Here is an 18,594-nt window from a genome sequence, read left to right as displayed (position 1 = left end):
CCCCCCCCCCCCCCCCCCCCCCCCCCCCCCCCCCCCCCCCCCCCCCCCCCCCCCCCCCCCCCCCCCCCCCCCCCCCCCCCCCCCCCCCACCCCCTAGCCACCCCACATCAGGGGGTAATAGTGACCGACATCACATTGCCAATTGATGGAACGTCAAGAAAGCAGCAGGTCAAGCCCGGTTGGTCAGAATCTGCGCCGCTGGTCTTCGCGAGCGTTCCGGGCGGTCTCGCCCGCTCCGGTGCGGACGCCGGTCACCTGCTCGGTGAACTCGGCGAGAGTGATCCTTGGGCTCACCTCTTCCCAAAACCTGATCAGGTCCTCGGACGCGCGCGCGTAGGCGACGTGCGAGGGGCCGCTGAACAGAGAGGAGGGGTCGATGCCGGCGGCGCGTGCCTTGCGGTTGAGCATGAACCCGTTCGTGTAGTCCTCGGCGGCGAGCTCTTGCAAGTAGATGTGCTCTCGGTACATCTCGCGTATCTCGTCGCGGCTGTACGCCGCCCGCTGGGAACGCGCTTCGAGTTCGCGCTCGTACGCCCATCGCTCGACGGCGGACATGTGCTCGGTGCCGTCGGGGCCTCGCTCGACGTCCGCCCCGTACGCGCCCCACTCGTCGGGGTCCGCCGGGGCGGGGTCGTCGAGGCGGATCGGGTGCATCGCGTCGTCGAGGGCGTCCCGCGCGGCGAGGGTGTCGGCGACCGTCGCCCCCACGACGGGTGGGGGCGGCGCGGGCGGGTGCCGGCGGTCGATCTCGGCGGCGATCCGGGCGGCGTCCTCGGGCCTCGCGTACCGGATGCCCCAGACGAGCAGCTCGTCGTCGAGCCTGGACAGGTCGGCGGCGAGCTGCCCGCCGGGGAACAGTTCGGCGAGGGCACGGCGACGGTGCACCTCGGCGCCGATCGCCGGACCGTCCTCGGGGACGTGGCGGGCTCGGGCGGCGAGGTCGCGCTCGGACATGCCGACGAGATTCGGGCGGATGCCGGGCATGGCGGCGTCGAGGTCGCGCCGGTCGGCCTCGGCCATGACGCGCAGCATCTGCTCGTCGTCGAGGTGCGGCGCGATCCGGGCGAGCTCGTCGTCGCTGAACGGGGCGAGGTTGTCGACCATGCGCCCGCCGGGGCGGATGCGGTCGAGCAGGTCGGCCAGGTCGCGGCGGTCGCCCTCGCCCTCGATGCGGTCGAGGTCGCGCTCGTCGAGCACGCCGGGCCGGATCGCTGCGCCGAGCTGCTCGTCGGTCATCTCGGGCAGGGTGCGGTCGTCGCCCGCGCGTACGCGCGCGGCCTCGACCGCATCGCGCGGCGGGGGCGGCGCAGTGCTCGGGAGGTTGCTCGCCCCGGGCTGCTCGCGCTCGCGCCGACGGATGAGCTCGGGGTGCTGCGCGAGGTGCTCGCGCATCTTGCCCTGATAGGCGCGCACCCGGGCCTCGGCCGCGCGTTTGGCCTCGGGCGTCATGGCGGCGGCGCTCTTGTTCTTCCACTTCCTGATGGCGCGCTCGATCGCCCGCTGCCGCTGTGAGGCGGCGTACCCGTCGGGGTCCTCGGAGTGCTCGACCAGCGGCCGAGTCACGCCCGGGAGGTAAGCGCTTGTCGAGTGGCGGCAGTTGGGATGTTGCAGACCGGCCCGCCGCGCTTCGTCGAGCGATCCGGCGATGTGCACCCGCACGGTGCGGCCGTCGTCGGTGGCGTGCTCCATCTCGACGGTGCGGGCGCCGCCCGGGCCGTCGAGCGCGAGCACCTCACCCTCGAACGGGGCGCAAAGATCGCAGTTGTGCGGGGCGTTGGAGACGATCACCAGACCGATTCCGGCGGCGCGCAGCTTGTCGCCGTGCGCCTCGACCGCAGCGCGGCCGACGGCCGTCCGTACGGCCATCTCCGCGTAGCTCGTCATCTGCCAGGACCGGCCGCGGCGGTCGACGAACGACCGCAGACCTCGGTCGGCGAATCGGGACATCGCCGCTTGGGTGGCCTGTCGGCGGGTGTCGACCCCGAGCAGGGGAGTCGCCGACGACTCGGCGATCACCTGTCGGTACCCGTCCTCGACGCCCCGGAGAATCCCCCGGTGCGTCTCGGTGACGAGCTCGATCGTCTCGGCGGCGAGACGGTCAACCGCGCGGGTCCCCGGGGTGCTCTCGGCGATCCGGCGTATGTCGACGTCGGAGAGCGCGCCGAGCTCGGCGAGCCCGGCCCGCGCCCCGATGTCGTACGCCTCGGTCACGGCCGAGAACACCTCAAGCTGCATTGCCGTCCCGAGGGCGTCGACGACGCTCTGCGCCACCCGCCGCAACGGTTGGATGTCGCGCAGCTTGGCGACCGCCCACCCCGGGGCCTCGAACCCTCCGTCGAGCTGCCGCGCGACGAGCGCGAGCAGCCGCTGCTCGGCGTCCGCGTACAGGTCGCGGACGGTGGCCGAGAGATCCTCGGCCATGGCGGGGTGGATGGGCACGAGCACCCCCTCGCGCTAGAGCAGCGTCCCCGCCTGCATGGGGTCGGGGACGGCGGCGCCGCTCTCCATGAGGATGCGGTCGGTCTCTTCCTGGACGGCGACCGAATCCCATTCGGGGTGCAGCATCCGAACCTTGGTCACCACGGACACCGCCTGTGCCTGTTGGAGCAGGGACAGAGTCTGTGCGAGCGAGGACGCGTCCTCGGTGATCGAGTCACCGAACGCGACGGTCGGCCGATCGGGCACGATGCGGGGGGTGAACCATTGCCGGTCGAGCAGCAGCATCACGTGCAGCATGTCGGCGACCGGCGGCGACCAGTACCTCACTTTCTTGCCCCGGGTGGTCATGGACCGACGCTCGCGCGCCCGGACCTCGGTCGCGGTCACGGCCGCGCCCTGGTCGCCGAGGCCGAACGTTGCGACCGAGTAGCCGGCGCTCTGCACCGCCTGCCGGGTGATCGCGCTCGCCGACCTCTCGTGCTCGTCGACCCTGATCGCGAACTGCGAGAGCGTGATCTGATTCCCGCCCTGCTCGGTGGGCGGGATGTTCAAGAGCTGGAAGATCTCGCGGTCGTCGTCGAACGACGCCCCCTGTCCGGGCCCGTGGTCGCGCAGGTACCCGTCGGGCACGAGCAGGCGGGCGCGGGCGAGCCGCAGGTCGCGAATCCAACTCGTCCACGTCGTGTCGAGCGCGTCGAGCAGGTCGTAAATCGGGGCGGCGTAGTCGGAGCGTCCGAACGCCGAGCCTCGGTTCTTCCGGTGGGGTCGGATGTTGGGGCAGTACGCGGCGGTGAGCTGCTCGATCCCGGTCTCGATCGCGTCGCCGTCGGGGCCGAGGCTGACGGCCAGGTCGGCGACCTCGACGTGCTCGGTCAGGGGCACCCGCACGCCGAGGTTGTCGGCCGACCCTTCGTAGAGCGCGTGCAGGATGCGGCCCGGCTCGTGCCGTTCGAGGTGCCGCCACACGGTGGCTGAGGTCGAGGTGAGCTCGCGCCAGAACGTCACGGCGGAGAGGCGGCCCCACCGGAATTCCGGCACGGCGGCGTCGGGGTGGACGCTGGTCAGCAGGGGCCGGTCGGCAAGGGAGCGATCCCAGGTGACCCGCAGGTACACCGAGCCGAGGGCGGCAGCGACCTCGGCCGCTTCGAGCAGCGTGTTCGCGATGCCGTCCGACTCGGCGAGCTCGTCGAGCCGGTCCTGAGTGCCGGTGTCGGTCACCGAGAGCTCGGGCGGCTCGGCGAACAAGAGGTCGGCCGAGGCGCTCGCGATGTCGCCGGCGAGGGGGATGTGCAGCCGCTGATCGCGGACGTTGGGCCGCGGCTGCCGGTCGCGCCCCCACAATCGGCGGCGGCCGTCGCGTCGTACGGGACTGTCCCGGTAGACGGTGGTCAGCTTGGCGTGATCACCGGAGTACCAAGCATCGTCGACCTTGATCTCGGCGTAGTGCTTGGCGAGCTGCGGCGGCGGCCACGCGATGCCGTTATCGGGCAGGGGCACGGTGCACCTCCCGCCGTCGTCTCGTCCGGGCGCGCAGTGCTGCGCATCTGCGGCAGTGCCGGGTGCCGTTCGGGGCGACGTAGGTCGTCGCGTGATCGAACTCGTGGCCTCGGGCGCAGTGCGTCTGTCGGGCACGGCGGGCGGCAGGGGACACGTCCCGCAGGATGTTGGTGCGGGTGGTGACCACGTCGAGGTGGTCGGGGTTCACGCAGTGCCGGCGGCGGCACAGGTGGTCGATCACGAGCCCGTCGGGTATCGGCCCGCGCGTGAGGGTGTAGGCGACCCGGTGCGCGTACTGCGGTCGCCCGCCGACCTTGACCTGTCCGTATCCGTTGGGCTTGACGTGCCCTGTCCAGTCCCAGCAGCCGAGGGGGCCGTCGACGATCTTCGCGAGGAACCGGTCGGTCAGAGAAGGGGGCACGCGATCACCCCCTCGACAGCTCGGGCCGGGGCGCGGCGAGGCGTACCCGGGCAGGGAAGGGAGAGAGGTTCAGGCGGCGGCCGTGAGCAGACCGCGCCACTCGTGCGCGGTGCTGTGGACCACGTACCGCAGCGCGTCGACCGAGTGATCGTTCAGCTTCACCGGCCGGTCCTCGCCGCGCGCGGCTGCTTCGTCCGACCACACGTATTCGGGGAGCTCGGCGAGCAGCCCCTCGCACGACTCATGGATGAGCAGCAGACCGGCGTCGAGCGCGGACGCGACGGAGCGGATTCCGTCGATCACGTCGTTCTTGGCCTTGGTCACGCCGGGGTGTCCGTCCGCCCAAAGCTGCGTGGAGAAGGACGACGCCGAGGGGTCGACGAACGTCCACTCGGGCTCGACGTCGAGATCGTCGAGCCACTCGCGGACGGCGCGGCTGTACTGCGCGTCGGTCAACTGCCGGTGTGCGGCGCGGGAGTCGTGCCGCCACTCGCTCGTGACGTACAGGCGCCCGTCGTCGCCGAGCCCGAGGGTCAAGGCGGCGAACGGGTTCACCGTGCCGTAGTCAACGCCCGTCCAATACCGGCGCATCGGCGGGAGCTCGGTCACGACGTGCCGCTGCTCGTCGTACATGTCGAAAACCGCGCCCTCGGCGATCACCCATGCGCCGTCGATCATCCGCCGGCGCCAGAGTCCGGAGTATTCGGCGGACAGCGCGGCGACGTACGCCGGTCAAGCTCGGGTTGTCGGCGAGCCGGAAGTGCCACGACGCGAGGTCGAGCTCGCTCTGCCGGTCGAGGTAACCGACCTTGAACCAGTGCCGCGGCGAGTCCGGGTTCGTGGTCCCGAGCAGCCGCGCCCCGGGCACACTGAGCCTCGCGAGCAACTGCGTAAAGAACCCCTCGGGCATGAGAGTGATCTCGTCGCAGTAGGCGAGCGAGGCGGTCAGACCTCGCAGCCTGCCCTCGGCCCGAGCGTCGCTCGCACCCACGAGGTGGACGACGCGACCGAGGATGACCGCCGTCGTCGCGCCCCGGGTGTGGCGCACCTCGGCGGCGACCGGCCCGAACAGCGACGGATCGGCGAGGGGTTCGAGAACGTTCCTCTCGATCGTCTGAAGACTGCGCCCACAGATCAGGATGAGCCCGGACGCCGGCGCCCGCCGCACGGCGAGCAGGAAGGCGAGCAAACTCGCGATCGTCTTCCCCGACCGCACGCTGCCGTGCCAACAGCAGATGCGGGCGGTCGCCTCGCGGATCGAGCGAATCTGTTTGTCGGACAGGGGCGGCGGCGAGGGGATCACCCCCCGTCGGCGTCGTCTCCCGTCGGCCCGAGCAGGGCGTCGGCGAGGCGGTCGAGCATCGAGCCCCCGGTGCTCCCGGTGCCGCTCGTGCGGGCGAGCTCGGCGACCTTGGCGTGCACCTCGGTCAGTGCACGGGCGGCGGTGGCGTAGTCGCGGGCATCGCGGGCGGAGTCGGCCGCGCCGACCCGCTCGACCTGAGCGAGGGCCCCGTCGAGGGCGTCGTCGGCGAGCTGCTCGCGACGTGCGGCAGCATCGGCGCGCCGTGCCTCGGTGGCGGCGGCGACGCGCGCCCCGCCGCTGAACGCGAGGCCGAGGTCGGCGGCGATCTTCGAGACGGTGGCGGCGCTACGGCCGGTCTCCCGGGCGATCTGGTTTCGGGACTTGCCCTCGGCGTGCAGGCGGCGGACCGCCTCGCGGTCGGCGTCGGTGATCGGGTCGGCCACGGGATCACCTCCCGGGCACGCGAACGCCCCGCCACCGGGGGGATGGTGGCGGGGCGAAGATCAGCGGATTATTTCCGGGCACGCCGGAGGCGCGACCCACATTAGGTCACGGAACGATAACGGCGCAAGTGATCTCTGACGTCCTGCGCAGGACGCGCCGTCCACCACAGGTCACGGCGCAATAACGTTGTTACCTCACGCATGTGATGCAGCATTGCCCGGCTCGGTGCCGTCGCGCCTAGAGCAACCCGGTGACCCGTGCAGCGATCAGCAGCGCTACGGCCGCCACGGCGGCGAAGACGCCGGCGCCCAGCAGGAAGACGAGTCGCAGCGTGCCGTCGCCGCTTTGGAGCGCCTCGCGAATTACCCGCCCCCAATAGTTCTTCATTAATTCCGTCCCTCCGGAAAGTTCACGCACGATTACAGACCTAAAGATTTACTTAGACAAACTAAGTAATATGAGGTCGAGCGGGGCCGAAAGATCCCGCTGTGTGGTGAACTGTCCCGCCAACTGAGGGGCGACGGGGCCGGATTGACCATGGTGTTATCAAGTCGTGATGGTGGGGCCCGGTGATCCGGGCCCCACCTACGCCTACGCCGCGGCGGTGACGTCCACGCCGAGCGCGGCGATTAGCTCGGGCAGGTCGTCCCACTCCCACAACCGCGCCTGCCCCCTGCTGTCGAGGGGGACGGGGGCGGTGCACTCGTGCCCGCCCGAGCAGGTCACGCTCGGCGGCCCGTCGGGGGCACTGTGCAGGGTGAGCTCGCTCCCGCACCACGGGCACGGCTCGGGCAGGGGAGTCTCGCGCCGGTCGAGGCCGAGGGCGCGCAGCACCCGGGCCTCGGCGATCCGCGCGGTACGCCGCGCTTCGTGCAGCAGGTAGAGCGGCAGTACCTCGAACGGCGGGGGAGCGAGGGCCCCGTCGAGCTCGCGCTCGGGCGCGGTGTCCTCATCGAGCACTCGCCCCTCGACCCACACGCACGCCCAGTGCAGCCCGTGCCGCCTGCTGCCCGCCGCACGGTGGCTGTCCGGTGCGCTCGGGTCCGTGCACACCCAAGCCCGGGGGTCGCCCGGCTCGGTGCGCTGGACGGCGGCGGCGAGGGTGTCGGCGAGGTCGAACACGAGCCGCTCGACCGCCGCCCGGCGTCGAGCGCGGCGAGGTTGAGAGGCGCGGGGTGCTCGCGCAGCACGAGCGGTGCCCGGTCCTCGACGAGCTGCTCGTCGTCGCCCTCGCGCATGGTGTGCGCGAGCTGCCTCGGTGGCCAGTGATCCGCCGGCGGCGTCTCGATCGCGAGCAGCAGCGCCGCCCACTGTCCCCGGATCGTACGCAGCGCGCGCACAGTTTCGTTCACAGCCTGTGCGTAACTCATCGGCCCCCCTTACCGGTCCCCGCGCGCAGCGCCTCGACCTCGGCGGCGTACTGGTCGCGCTCGCCCTCGATCTCCCGCATCGCCTGCTCGGCCGCCTCGACGCGGTGGCGCAGCTTGAGCGCCGCCGACTGCTGCCCGCCCGCCGACCGGCGGAACGCGTCGCACTCGGCGACCTCGGCCGCGGCCAGGTCGCGGAGATGCCGCGCGTCCTCTCGGGTGAGAGCGCCTCGGTCGGCTCGGGCGAGCAGCACGAACAGCGCCTCGCGCCGCTGCTCGCGGACCGCCTCGCGGGCGAGGGTCCGGCCGCGCCGCGACCGGGTTCGGGTGGTGTGGTTCATTCGGTCTCTCCGTTCTCGGCTCGGCGCGTCGTCGAGCAGGCGGTGCAGGTGGTCGAGCAGGGGCGTCGGTCGATGCGGCGCAGCTCGCGGTCGAGGCGGTCGTCAATCCGGACCGCGTAGGCCAGGGACGCGCCGAGCGCGAGGGCGAGCACGACGGCGAGGGCGAGCAGGGCCGGGCTCATGGGGTTCTCTCTTCGGTCGTTCGGGAACGGCGCAGCAGCCGAGCGAGGGAGCGCCGAGCGCGCGGGGCCTCCCGCGCGCGAGGCGCGACCGGTCGCGCGCGGTGGTGTTCGTGGTGCAGGTGAGTACCGGCATCCCGCACACAACCGAGGTCGTCGGTCATGTGCCATCCCTCGATGGCGAGCCGATCGGCGAGCGAGGCGACGAACACGGTCGCGAGGTGCGGCGGTACGTCGAGCTCATCGGTCAGTTGGGCGGCGATCACGGCTCGGGCGGCGAGCGGGATCATCGGGCCTCGCCCCCGCCGCTGGTGTGCCGGGCGCGAGCGTCTCGCCGAGGTGCCGGCGGCTGGCACATGATCCGAGCGAGGCACACCTGCTCGTCGTCGGCTGCTTCGCCGCCGAGTTCGGCGACCACGGCCTCGACGCGCGAGGGGTGGACGCCGTTCAAGAGGCGTCGGCCCTTGCCTCGGTTGCGGAAGCTCGAACGGCACTGCTCGTCGACGGCGGCGAGGCAGTAGGGGCACGCCACCGAGAGCGGGTCCGGCACGCCCTCGGCGACGAGCTGCTCGCGGTGGGCGCGCGCCTTCCGGAACGGGCGCAGATCGGCCGCGACGTGCTCGGGCATGTAGCGGCGCGGCCCTTTCCCGCCGGACATGAGCGCGGCGAGACGTTTCTGCCCGCCGTGGTCGATCTCGGCTCGGTACTGCGCGGGCGCGGCGTGTCCGGTCGCGACCGCCGCCCGGGTGCCGAGCAGTTCGGCCCGCCATGCCGCCGGGTCGTCCGGGTCCGCCGAGGGCACCGGGTCGGTGTGTCGGTTCATGAGCTCGGCCCGGTGCGGCCCCCATGCGGCGAGCAGGTCGTGCGGCTCGATCGGGCGGAACTGCGCGGAGCGGTCGCCGTTGCGCTGCTCGTAGTAGCGGCGGGTCGCGCGGGCGGCGTCCCATGCCACGTCCGGCATGGTGGCCGGGACGTCGGCGACGGCGGCCGTCCACTCCGCGATGGTACGGGCGGACTGCTGCGGGTCGGCGAGGGCACGGCGCACCCGCGAGTCGAGCGTTCCGGCGAACGCCAACAGGGCGGCGATCTGCTGCTCGTTCATGGGGTGCTCTCCTTCTGTGCGTGGAGCAGGGCGAGGCCGGCGGCGAGGTTGTCGGCGTAGGCGGCGGTCGACGACGGCGGCCGCGGCGGCGAGGCCGACGGGCGGTCGAGGTCGGACCAGACCTTGAGCCAGTAGCGGGCCGCTTTCGGGGCCTCGCCCGGGACGGTGCGGCGGGCGGCGAGGCCGACCAGGGCCTCGACGCCGTGCTGCTGCATCAACCGGTAGACGTCGCGCTGTTCACCGAGCGAGAGCGACCACCGGACGGTGATCGAGGCTTGGGTGAGGGCGTCGTCGAGCGGGCGCAGTTCGGGAATCAGCGCGACCGAGCTCACGCGCGGCTGCTGCTGAGTTGGTGGTGAGTAAGTAAGTAAGTTCTGGGGGCCGGTATCCGGCCCCCCGGGGGCCGATCTGCGGCCCTCCCCCGGGCCGGTATCCGATCCCCCCGGGGCCGATGTCCAGCCCTCCCCGGGGCCGCTCCCCGGCCCCCCGGGGGCCGATTCCCGACCCGGGCCGAAATCCGGTCCGGGCCGATCCTCGGCCCCCTGCTCATCGAGGAGCGGCAGACGATAGACCGTCTCGCCACCGGGCCCGACCCGTCCCTCGACGACGGCGAGCTCACCCGAGGCGAGCAGGGCGTCGACAGCCTGCCGGACAGTGGAGCGGGCGGCGCGGGTCCGCTGCATGAGCGCGGCCGTACCGGCGTAGGCGACACCGTCGGCGCCGGCGCGGTCAGCTATCGCGAGCAGGACCAGACGAGCGGCGCCTCGGGCGCGGGACCGGGTCCATACCCAATCCGTCGCGACGAGGCTCAACGTTTCTTCTCCTGACGGGAGTTGCGGCGCCCGACGGTTCAGGGCGCCCGGCAAGGGCGGCGGGGGTGTGGAGCGGGCAGCGGTTGCCGACGATGTAGCGGCGGGTGCCGACTGCTCGGCAGTAGGTGCGGGCGGCGCCGTCCCAGAAATCGCAGATCATGCGGCGGTCACCAGACCGGCGCGGTCGAGCAGCAGCCGCAGCGCTGCCTCGGCCTGACGGATGACGACGCCGTTCCCGAGGGCGCGCAACTGCGCGTTGCGGCCGAGGCCCGGTACGCCGGTCACATGACCGTGGTCGAGCCCGTGCATCCACTCGACGAACGGCGGGTCGAGGCGACCTCGATCGTCAACTGCCCGGGGAGCGGGGCGGGTGAGCCGCTCCCATCGCTCGACGGCGCCGCGGTAGATCCCCCAGCCGAGGGAAGCATCGTCACCAGCAGTGGCAGGGGCGGCGCCCCGATCCCGTTCCGGTGCTTCGCCCGCATCCGTTCGCGCCGCGCTCGCCAGACTTCCGGGGCCTTCCCGTCGTCGTGACCGGACGCCGAGGGCGTCGGTAGCAGGTGCTCGACCTCGTCGGCGAGCGTCGGCCCGTGACCACCCCCGCGCCTCTTGTCCGGGTGCTGCGACCCTCCATTCGAGCCGAGGTTCGACGTCGGGGTTTTCAGCAGCGGGCCACGCAACGATGAACACCCGCTCGCGGCGGTGGGGAGCGCCGACCTCCGACGCGCGTACGCACGCCCACTCCGCATCGAGCCCGAGGCGGGCCAAGTCTGCGAGTACGGCGCCGAGTGCGCGCACAGCAGGCTTACCGCTTCCGTCTCCCACGCACCACGGGCAGAGTTCCATGTCGCTATGGGCCGGCGCGGAGAGGAGTCCGCGGACATTCTCGATCACCACCAGGGAGGGACGTAGGGACTGGATAGCGCGGGCGACGTGCAGCCACAGACCGGACCGGGTACCGGCAGCGATACCGGCGCCGAGGCCGGCCTGGCTCACGTCCTGGCAAGGGAAACCGGCGGTTAGGATGTTGGGCCGCTCGACCAGGGCGAAGTCTGCGGCGGTCAGATCGCCGAGGTTCGGCACCTCGGGCCAGTGGTGCGCGAGGATCGCCGCGGCGTTTGCGTCGTTCTCGACGTGCCACGCGACCGATCCGCCGAGCACCTGCTGCACAGCCACGTCGAGACCGCCATACCCCGAGCACAAGCTGCCGATCCGGGGGAAGGCCGTCACTTCTTGGCACCCACGTATCGGGCGTAGACCCGGTGCTCGACGCGCCCCTGCTCGACCACCGAGCGGGCGACGGCCTCGAACTCGCCGGCGGGGTAGGCGGACAGTCGACCACTTCGGATCGCCTGCGCGGCAGACGACGCCCGGGTGATCGAGGCGGGCCGCTGCACGATTCCCCACTCGCCCGGATGCTCGGCGAGCTCCATCGCGATCAACGCGTGCTTGGTGTTCCGGCTACGCGGCGGCGCCCCCACAAACTCAACGCTCACAAGATCCCCCATGTGTTGCTGAACACGAACAGCGACCGCTAACGAGCAGCCGATATGAGCTGTTCGTCTGTTGCTGTTCTCGAACAAGAACAACGTAGGCGGGGGAGAATCGGCACGTCAACGCAGTTCCGGACTGGGCAGTTCGGGGCAATGGCTGCTTAGATGAGCCTGTTCGCGTTCTGCGACAAGAACGGAGATGAGAACCCGTGTCCCCCACAGGCGGCGAAAGCCTGACGCCCTTCACCGACATGGTTCGCGAGGTGCTCGCGATCAAGGGCGCGACCCTGCGAAGCGTGGCCGAGCGGGCAGTCGACCCCGAAACGGGTAAGAAGCTCCAGCACACGACCCTCCACAAGATCGCCAACGGTGAGAGCTATCGGCGCGACAGGTGGATCGTCGGTGCCGTCGCGGCGGCGACTGGCCGAGCGCTCTCCGAGGTGCGCCGCGCGGCGGCGGCCGAGTGGGTCGGTCTGACCGCCGACGACATCCTCGGGATGTCCACCCCCGAGGTGTCGGTCGTGGTGGCCTACAAGCCCGGAACACGTCCCGAGGAACTGACGTTGGTCAAAGAAGCCCTCAAGAATCTTGATCTTGAAGACGCAACCATCCGAGTGGTTGGGGAGTCGAATCAGGAGCCGTAAGCGCGTGACCTGCGGCGATATGGGAGCTAATGTGGAGCGGGCTTTGACTCGGGCATATGTTCGAGTCAGGGCACCCGGCCATGCCACGAGGGGGGCATCTTGTACCGCGTCCGCCGTACCCGACTCGACGACAAAGCACCCGCAGCAGGTCGCGCCACTGCCAAGAGACGCGACATCCTGCTCGACGACCGGCACATCACCGATACCGGCGCCATAGCCCTTGAGGCTGTCCTGAACGCCTTGCCCCCCACCGCCGGCGAGCAGGACCGAGGCGCCGAGAGCGGCGAGCCCAAGTCCTGAGCGGGTAACCGGGCATAGCGAAGGGGCCGCACGGCACAAGCCGTGCGGCCCCTTCCCCGTGTTCCATGGCCTCACATCGGCCGCCCTCGCGCGCCGCTTCGAATCCTCCCGGCGACGGCGAATGCACCGGTCGGGTGCGGTCATCGTGTGGCCACCGTGTGGCCGGATGGCTCTGAACCAGTCGGTACCGGCTGACACTCGAACGTGCAGTGAAGCTCTCTGACCTGCATGTTCTGTCACTAGCCGGTACCGACTGGAACCCTCCATCATGAATGATCTTGAGCTCGTAATGCGTAGGTCTCGGGTTCGAATCCCGAAGGCGGCTCGGACGAAGACCCAGGTCGCAACTCAGCGACCTGGGTCTTCTGGTGTGTCACCCGCCGCCCGCACCCGCCGGGGTGCGGCCGGCGGGGCGGTCAGCCGGTCCAGAAGTCCCACCAGCGGGTGAGGATCAGCATCCCGATGACCCCGGTGTGCAGGACGGGCGGCACCCAGGGGAACTCGTCGAGGAAGCCGCGGACCGCGCGCGGCGCCGGCAGCAGGCCGTTGCGCACATTGTGCGAGGTCACGTACCAGAACATGACCAGCGTCGCGATCCACGCCGAACAGCACCACAGGCACAGCGCGTTGATCTCGTACAGCGACTGGTGCATCAGCCAGGTGCAGAAGCCGACGCCGGACAGGGTGCCGGCGTTCAGGCCGAGCCAGTACCAGCGCGGCAGCCGGGCCCCGCCGAGGAGCGCGGCGCCGATGGCGACGACCATCCCGTACGTCACCAGGCCGAGCATCGGGTTGGGGAAGCCGAACGCGGCCGCCTGCTCGCTCTTCATGATGCTGCCGCAGGAGACGACCGGGTTCAGGCTGCACCCCGGGGTGAAGTTCGGGTCCTCCAGCAGCTTGAACTTGTCCAGCGTGATCACCCACGCGGCGAGCAGCCCCACCGCTCCGGTGACCACCAGCATCCAGGCGAACGCCCGGCCGGCGCCCGTCGCCGGAGGCTGTCCGGCATGCTCGTTCGGGGCGAGGGCGACCTCGTCCTTCACACGCGTCATCGTCATGGCGGCGACGCTACACGCGGAATCCTTTCATCGCGGTTTTCCCCGTTTTCTTCCACCGGAACGAGGGAAAGCCCCGGCGGTTCGACCCGTCCCGCGCCGGGGCCTCTTCCCTCCCGGGCGGTGTCAGGTGCGCACCCTGCGGACGGGCAGCAGGCAGTGGGCGCTGCGCGCCACCGTCTCCTCGTCGGCGAGGAAGTCGCGCAACCGCTCCTCGCCGACCGGCTTCCCGTGCACGGCTTCCGGCCACGGGCGCAGGGAGCAGATCAGGTAGGCCTTGCCGCTCTCGTGAGCGGCCTTCTCCCACTCCGGCGGCACCGGGCACTGCACCTTCATGAACGGCATGCTGAGGACCGCCTGCTCGGCCTCCACCAGCAGCGTGATCGGGATCCGGGTCTCCCGGGCGAGGTCCGTCACCTTGTCCCCGATCGACAGGCCGATCTTCTCCAGCTCGCCGCGCAGCGCCTCCGCGCCGGCCTCGGGGCCGTCCCGGCCGTCGCCGAGGGAGTACACCATCAGGAACGGCGTCACGGGCGCGTCGGCCTCGGACTCGGGCTCGTTGGCCCAGGAGATGACGGTGAGGGTGCCCAGGGGAGACGCGTGCCGGCCCGGTGTCGCGGCGGTGGTGGAAGAAGTCATGGGGCCGGATGGTAGTGGTGGCCGGTGGGCCGTTCCTGAGTGTTTCCACCCGTACGGCCCCTTTGGGGGCTCGATGATTCACCTGGCCGGGTAATGGACGCGGTGTCACCCTCCGGAACGGTTCGCGATCAGGTTCGTTGGTCCGGAGGAGTCACGACGAGCAAGGAGCCCGATCGATGAGCGTCGCACAGCCGTTGTCCCGCCTCCTTCCGCACCGGCGCGCCGTCCTGCGGTCGCTGTTCGCGCTGACCGTCACCGCGTTCACCGGCGGGGCGCTCGCCCATGTCGCCGCCCCGCGCCCGGCCGGGACGGGACCGGACCCCATGGGCGGGTTCGACGAGATGTACCGGGGCCGGCACCTCCAGGGCCGCCCGGCGGCCGGGGCGGGGTTCGACGTACGGGTCGACGGCAGGCCCCTGCACCTGATGAGGCGCGCCGGCGGGGGCTACCTGACGCCCGTCGACCACTACCAGTCGTACGCGACCCCCCTGGCGGCCGCCCGCGCCGCCGTGGACGAGCTGGGCTCCGCCCAACTGGCACTGGGAGCACACCATGGTGTACGTCCGTAAGAACCAGCGCGACCTGACCGCCGCCGAGCGGAGGAAGTTCGTCGGCGCCGTCCTGGAGCTGAAGCGGAGCGGACGGTACGACGCCTTCGTCCGTACGCACGTCGAGTACTACAACGCGGACGGCGACGACGACCTGCGGGTGGCGCACATGGCGCCGTCCTTCCTGCCCTGGCACCGTCAGTACCTGCTGGAGTTCGAGCGGGCCCTCAGGAGCGTCGACCGCACGGTGACCGTCCCGTACTGGGACTGGACCCGGGACAACACCCCGGCGGCGTCCCTGTGGGGCGAGGACTTCATGGGCGGTGACGGCCGACGCGGTGACCACCAGGTGATGACCGGGCCGTTCGCGTACGCCAAGGGCAACTGGCCGATCACCGTCGGCGTGACGGACAGCCCGTTCCTGACACGTAGCTTCGGAAACCCCGCCAACCCCATCGACCTGCCCACCCGGCAGGAACTCGCCCGGGCGACCGCGGAGACCGTCTACGACTCCGCCCCCTGGGACTCCACCAGCCGCACCGGCTTCCGCAACACGCTCGAGGGCTGGACCCGGGCCGCCGGCAACGGCCGCTGGCGCAACCACAACCGGGTGCACCGATGGGTGGGCGGCCTGATGCTCGGCGGCGCCTCGGTCAACGACCCGGTCTTCTGGCTCCACCACTCCTTCATCGACCTGGTCTGGTCGCGCTGGCAGAGCAGAAACCCCAAGGCCGCCTATCTGCCCGCCGCCCCGCCCCCGCCGGGGTCGGCCCAGTACCGCCGGGTCGTCGCCCGCCACGAGCCGATGCCGCCGTTCGATGTCACCCCCGCCGACATGGCCGACCACCACCGCGTCTACCGCTACGCCTGAGGGGTGCGGACGCGGAACGGCCCCCCGGCCGGTGAGCCGGGGGGCCGTACGCGAGGCAAGAGGTCAGTTGCCGTAGCCGTAGCCGCCGTGCTTCTTCTCGTCGCTCACGTTGGCGCACTGGTTGCCGAACGCGGGGTTGAGCAGACCGATGATGTCGATGGTGTTGCCGCACAGGTTGATCGGGATGTGGATCGGAACCTGGACCACGTTGCCGGAGATGACACCGGGGGACCCGACAGCGGCGGCGTCGGCGTCGGCGTCGGCGGCGGCCATGCCGGTTCCGCTCAGGGCGACAGCGCCCGTTCCGACGAGGACGGCGGCAGCCTTCGCGATGCGAGACATCAAAATCTCCTTGTACGGGGAAATCCGACCGCGGACGTGCGGTCGTCACTCCCCTACAACGCCACCCGTCGGGCCGGGTAACGGCCGCGCCACTCCAACGGCCGGTCGTGGCGGAGGATTCGCCCTTTCGGACCCGGGGAGTGCGGCGGAACGGGTGACAGTCGGGGCGAGGTCAGTTCTTGGGTCCGCCGAGGCCGAGCGTGGAGTCCAGCGCCCACGTCACGCCGGGCGGCAGGAACCCCACCTGCGGCAGTTCGGTGCCCGGCATGCCGAGCGTCTCGGCGCGCGGCAGCGTGACCGGGAGGCCGAGGATCGCGCCCGGCGTCGTCGCCTGGAGCTCCGACGCGGGGGCCGCGACCAGGGCCCGGCTCGAGGGCTCGTCCCCGGTGACGTCCGGCAGCGGGGCGGTGACCAGCGTCTCCGGGATGCCCGCCGTGATCGGGAGCTGCGGCAGGAGCAGCGGTTGGACCTTGCCCTCCCCATGTCCGGTGAGCCCCATGGGAGCCCCCGGCAGCGGGATGGGGACACCGGTACGCAGGGTCGGCGTCTCCGTGGGGAGGACGGTGCCGAGTCCGTGCAGCGGAATGTCGACCGGTACGCTGGCCGCCGCGGCGGGCGACGCCATCGCCGCTGATGCGAGGCACGTGACGACAATCCCCATGCCGGCCTGAGATTTCAGGTTCATTTGCTGCGTTTGCCTTCCCGGGCTGTGAGTACGATGCTGCCCAAAAGAACGACCACGCGCCGAAAAACGCGTCAGGGTTCCCCTGGTTGCAGCAATGTGGCTGTCAGAAGTTGACGGCCGCGCATGCCGAAAGGCCGACGGGAAACGTCGTCGTTTCCCGTCGGCCCCGGCAGCGTCGCCACTACGCGGTGGGTCTCCTCCGCGTGTCTCGCCGAGCGTGGTGCCCGGTGTCCTACTTGCCCAGCGCGGGCAGCCCGCCCAGGAGCGGCTGCGCGGTGTCCTTGGCGGAGTTCAGTCCGCCGGTGGCGCCCTGCACCTTGTCGACGGCCTTGCCGTCGGTCACCTTGCTCACGGCGTCGGTCGGGACGGTCTCGGTCAGACCGCGCTTGCCCAGGGCTTCGACTCCTCCGTTGAGGCTGGACGGGGTGAGGGTGTCGGCGGCGAAGGCGGGGGCGGCCATGCCCAGAGCCATCACGGAACCGGCGACGACCGCAGCAACCTTGGTGGGCTTCATTGGAGTGAGTCCTTCCTGAAATGGCGTCTGTTCGCTGCAACTCGCGCGCCACACAGGTGATTTGGGACGTTCCTGTGCAGTGCTCTGCACTCTGTAACGAGCCCTCCGCCCGGGGGAAACTCCAGGAGCCCGGAATTCTCGGCACTGCACTCGAACGATACGGAGCGGTCCTATTCTCGGATCAACGTGCGGAGGGGGGACCGGCGGCCGTGTCGGCCCGGTGGGGACCGGGGCGGCACGGCCGCCGGAGCGTGAGCGGACAGCGGGGTCTCAGCGGCCGGTGGCCCGCGCTCGCGGGGCCGAGGTGGCGGGGAGCGTGGCGGCGGGCGCCTGCGGGGCCGAGGTGGCGGGGAGGGTGTTCATGCCGGTCGCCTGCGTACCCGTCATCTCGGCGACGTCCCGCATGACGGCGTCCATCAGACCCTGGGTCGCGGCCTGGACCTGGGACGCCGAGGTGCCGGCCTGGCCCTGCACCGCTGCGGCGACCAGGTCGTCGATGGCCTTGTCCATGGCGGCGAGGGCCTTGTCCAGGTTCGTGTCGCCCGTGGTGTCCAGGGGTGTGTCGCCGGCCTCGGTCCAGGAGGCGGCGCCGCCCGTGGTGCCTGTGGTGCCGGAAGCGGCCGGGAGGGTGCCGGAAGCCGCCGGGAGGGTGCCGGTGGGCGCGCCGGTGCCGGTGTTCGTCTTGGTGTTCGCCTCGGCCACCGCCTCGCGGAGGGCCTCGATGGCGGCCGTGAGGTCCTTCATCTGCTGGTTCGTCCCGGCGGCGGGGAGCGTCTGGGTGGTGCTCGTGCCCGATACGGTGCCGAGGACGGAGTTGAGCACGCCGCCGATCGAGTAGAGGATGTCGCTGATGTCCTCCGGCGCCTTGGCCTGCTGCGCGGCGGTGGCTTGGTGGGTGGTGTGGGCGAGGGCGGGTCCCGCCGTACCGAGCGTGAGCGCGGCGCAGAGTGCGGTGACCGCCGCACGGCGGGGTGTCAGGAGACGCATGCCTTGTCCTTCCGATGACGCGTCGGGAACGTGACATCACCGTGAGTCCGCTTATTGCGACCCGCAAACGCATGCGCGGCAAGCGCGCCTGGGCCCGATGGGTGAATCGGGCCGTCTGACCTGCCGGAAATCCCTCCGGCACCCGCTTCCCGGGAAATGGCGGCGAGCCGCCGATGGAGTGGTCGTCCCTCGGGCGAAAAACAGAAGTGCGCCATTTCCGCGGAAATGGCGCACTGTCGTCACGCCCGGTTGCCCGGGTCGGGTACGTCAGTCGTTCACGCAGACGTTGCCGAAGGTGGGGTTGAGCAGACCGACGATGTCGATGGTGTTGCCGCACAGGTTGATCGGGATGTGGATCGGCACCTGGAGGATGTTGCCGGAGAGGACGCCGGGGGACTTCACGGCAGCGGCACTCGCGTCGGCGTCGGCATGCGCGACGCCGGTGGCACCGGCTACCGAGGCGGCGACGGCGGAGGTCAGGACGGCTGCCTTCGCGATACGGGACATGGTGGCGAACTCCTAGTGTCCTGCGCCGGGAATTCGATTAAGATATGAGGCCAGGCGTTCGAGGATCTCGTCGGCGCTCTTCGTCCATGTGAAGGGGCGGGGGT

Annotated in this window: 25 protein-coding genes; 3 read left to right on the top strand and 22 right to left on the bottom strand. The window is 71.1% G+C overall.

Features of this window, described 5'->3' with window-relative positions; all coding sequences use genetic code 11:
• Window positions 1–183 precede the first annotated feature (183 nt).
• From AC07DW_RS30075 to AC07DW_RS30005, 15 genes are all read right to left on the bottom strand, one after another.
• Entirely contained in the window at window positions 184–2,439 is a 2,256-nt protein-coding gene (locus AC07DW_RS30075; RefSeq protein WP_478860837.1) for a phage minor capsid protein, read from the bottom strand.
• A 15-nt stretch (window positions 2,440–2,454) separates the two neighbouring features.
• Window positions 2,455–3,936 carry a phage portal protein gene (locus AC07DW_RS30070; protein WP_478860836.1) on the bottom strand — a complete coding sequence of 494 codons (1,482 nt, stop codon included), beginning with the start codon at window positions 3,934–3,936 and terminating at the stop codon, window positions 2,455–2,457.
• Window positions 3,920–4,357, bottom strand: coding sequence for an HNH endonuclease signature motif containing protein (locus AC07DW_RS30065; protein WP_478860835.1), 438 nt, complete (start codon window positions 4,355–4,357; stop codon window positions 3,920–3,922). Before AC07DW_RS30065 ends, AC07DW_RS30070 begins: the two co-directional genes overlap by 17 nt.
• 69 nt (window positions 4,358–4,426) lie before the next feature.
• On the bottom strand, window positions 4,427–4,912 hold the full coding sequence (locus AC07DW_RS30060) for a hypothetical protein (RefSeq protein WP_478860834.1): 486 nt from the start codon (window positions 4,910–4,912) through the stop codon (window positions 4,427–4,429).
• Between the two features lie 10 nt (window positions 4,913–4,922).
• Window positions 4,923–5,660 (bottom strand): terminase large subunit domain-containing protein, encoded by a 738-nt coding sequence (locus tag AC07DW_RS30055; RefSeq protein ID WP_478860833.1) that lies wholly within the window; start codon window positions 5,658–5,660, stop codon window positions 4,923–4,925.
• On the bottom strand, window positions 5,657–6,103 hold the full coding sequence (locus AC07DW_RS30050) for a helix-turn-helix domain-containing protein (RefSeq protein ID WP_478860832.1): 447 nt from the start codon (window positions 6,101–6,103) through the stop codon (window positions 5,657–5,659). Before AC07DW_RS30050 ends, AC07DW_RS30055 begins: the two co-directional genes overlap by 4 nt.
• 238 nt (window positions 6,104–6,341) lie before the next feature.
• A complete protein-coding gene (locus AC07DW_RS30045) occupies window positions 6,342–6,491 on the bottom strand; it encodes a hypothetical protein (protein ID WP_478860831.1) in 150 nt (49 codons plus the stop codon).
• 204 nt (window positions 6,492–6,695) lie between these two features.
• Window positions 6,696–7,226: a hypothetical protein gene (locus AC07DW_RS30040; protein ID WP_478860830.1), complete on the bottom strand. Its 531-nt coding sequence runs from the start codon at window positions 7,224–7,226 to the stop codon at window positions 6,696–6,698.
• Between the two features lie 244 nt (window positions 7,227–7,470).
• On the bottom strand, window positions 7,471–7,812 hold the full coding sequence (locus AC07DW_RS30035; RefSeq protein WP_478860829.1) for a hypothetical protein: 342 nt from the start codon (window positions 7,810–7,812) through the stop codon (window positions 7,471–7,473).
• Window positions 7,809–7,994 carry a hypothetical protein gene (locus tag AC07DW_RS30030; protein WP_478860828.1) on the bottom strand — a complete coding sequence of 62 codons (186 nt, stop codon included), beginning with the start codon at window positions 7,992–7,994 and terminating at the stop codon, window positions 7,809–7,811. The genes AC07DW_RS30035 and AC07DW_RS30030 overlap by 4 nt, the downstream gene beginning before the upstream one ends.
• Complete coding sequence (locus tag AC07DW_RS30025) at window positions 7,991–8,281, bottom strand: hypothetical protein (RefSeq protein WP_478860827.1); 291 nt, start codon at window positions 8,279–8,281, stop codon at window positions 7,991–7,993. Before AC07DW_RS30025 ends, AC07DW_RS30030 begins: the two co-directional genes overlap by 4 nt.
• Window positions 8,278–9,093 carry a zinc finger domain-containing protein gene (locus AC07DW_RS30020; RefSeq protein WP_478860826.1) on the bottom strand — a complete coding sequence of 272 codons (816 nt, stop codon included), beginning with the start codon at window positions 9,091–9,093 and terminating at the stop codon, window positions 8,278–8,280. The genes AC07DW_RS30025 and AC07DW_RS30020 overlap by 4 nt, the downstream gene beginning before the upstream one ends.
• Window positions 9,090–9,425, bottom strand: coding sequence for a hypothetical protein (locus AC07DW_RS30015; RefSeq protein ID WP_478860825.1), 336 nt, complete (start codon window positions 9,423–9,425; stop codon window positions 9,090–9,092). Before AC07DW_RS30015 ends, AC07DW_RS30020 begins: the two co-directional genes overlap by 4 nt.
• Before the next feature lie 636 nt (window positions 9,426–10,061).
• Window positions 10,062–11,135: a DNA cytosine methyltransferase gene (locus AC07DW_RS30010; RefSeq protein ID WP_478860824.1), complete on the bottom strand. Its 1,074-nt coding sequence runs from the start codon at window positions 11,133–11,135 to the stop codon at window positions 10,062–10,064.
• The gene (locus tag AC07DW_RS30005) at window positions 11,132–11,488 is read right to left on the bottom strand and encodes a hypothetical protein (protein ID WP_478860823.1); all 357 of its coding nucleotides are present in this window, start codon (window positions 11,486–11,488) and stop codon (window positions 11,132–11,134) included. Before AC07DW_RS30005 ends, AC07DW_RS30010 begins: the two co-directional genes overlap by 4 nt.
• 119 nt (window positions 11,489–11,607) lie before the next feature.
• Here AC07DW_RS30005 and AC07DW_RS30000 point away from each other — a divergent pair, with 119 nt between their 5' ends.
• Window positions 11,608–12,042: a hypothetical protein gene (locus AC07DW_RS30000; RefSeq protein ID WP_205374242.1), complete on the top strand. Its 435-nt coding sequence runs from the start codon at window positions 11,608–11,610 to the stop codon at window positions 12,040–12,042.
• 716 nt (window positions 12,043–12,758) lie between these two features.
• Here AC07DW_RS30000 and AC07DW_RS29995 read toward each other — a convergent pair.
• Together AC07DW_RS29995 and AC07DW_RS29990 are read right to left on the bottom strand one after the other, a co-directional pair.
• On the bottom strand, window positions 12,759–13,400 hold the full coding sequence (locus AC07DW_RS29995) for a vitamin K epoxide reductase family protein (protein ID WP_478860822.1): 642 nt from the start codon (window positions 13,398–13,400) through the stop codon (window positions 12,759–12,761).
• 123 nt (window positions 13,401–13,523) lie between these two features.
• Entirely contained in the window at window positions 13,524–14,036 is a 513-nt protein-coding gene (locus AC07DW_RS29990) for a DUF5949 family protein (RefSeq protein WP_478860821.1), read from the bottom strand.
• A gap of 176 nt (window positions 14,037–14,212) precedes the next feature.
• Here AC07DW_RS29990 and AC07DW_RS29985 point away from each other — a divergent pair, with 176 nt between their 5' ends.
• The gene (locus AC07DW_RS29985; RefSeq protein ID WP_478860820.1) at window positions 14,213–14,605 is read left to right on the top strand and encodes a tyrosinase family oxidase copper chaperone; all 393 of its coding nucleotides are present in this window, start codon (window positions 14,213–14,215) and stop codon (window positions 14,603–14,605) included.
• A complete protein-coding gene (locus AC07DW_RS29980; RefSeq protein ID WP_478860819.1) occupies window positions 14,589–15,455 on the top strand; it encodes a tyrosinase family protein in 867 nt (288 codons plus the stop codon). Before AC07DW_RS29985 ends, AC07DW_RS29980 begins: the two co-directional genes overlap by 17 nt.
• Before the next feature lie 63 nt (window positions 15,456–15,518).
• Here the strand turns inward: AC07DW_RS29980 and AC07DW_RS29975 are convergent, their stop codons facing one another.
• The 5 genes from AC07DW_RS29975 to AC07DW_RS29955 all read right to left on the bottom strand — a co-directional run bounded on the left by AC07DW_RS29975 (window position 15,519) and on the right by AC07DW_RS29955 (window position 18,490).
• Window positions 15,519–15,797 (bottom strand): chaplin, encoded by a 279-nt coding sequence (locus AC07DW_RS29975; protein ID WP_478860818.1) that lies wholly within the window; start codon window positions 15,795–15,797, stop codon window positions 15,519–15,521.
• A 172-nt stretch (window positions 15,798–15,969) separates the two neighbouring features.
• Complete coding sequence (locus tag AC07DW_RS29970; protein WP_478860817.1) at window positions 15,970–16,422, bottom strand: hypothetical protein; 453 nt, start codon at window positions 16,420–16,422, stop codon at window positions 15,970–15,972.
• Between the two features lie 292 nt (window positions 16,423–16,714).
• Window positions 16,715–16,996, bottom strand: a complete 282-nt coding sequence (locus AC07DW_RS29965; protein WP_478860816.1) for a hypothetical protein — start codon at window positions 16,994–16,996, stop codon at window positions 16,715–16,717.
• A 270-nt stretch (window positions 16,997–17,266) separates the two neighbouring features.
• Complete coding sequence (locus AC07DW_RS29960) at window positions 17,267–17,983, bottom strand: hypothetical protein (RefSeq protein WP_478860815.1); 717 nt, start codon at window positions 17,981–17,983, stop codon at window positions 17,267–17,269.
• A gap of 267 nt (window positions 17,984–18,250) precedes the next feature.
• On the bottom strand, window positions 18,251–18,490 hold the full coding sequence (locus AC07DW_RS29955; protein WP_478860814.1) for a chaplin: 240 nt from the start codon (window positions 18,488–18,490) through the stop codon (window positions 18,251–18,253).
• Window positions 18,491–18,594: the final 104 nt, after the last annotated feature.

This window comes from Streptomyces sp. NPDC045701, from assembly GCF_056432045.1.
The sequence above is the reverse complement of the archived record's forward strand: the minus strand, read 5'-3'. Positions and strand labels throughout refer to the sequence as shown.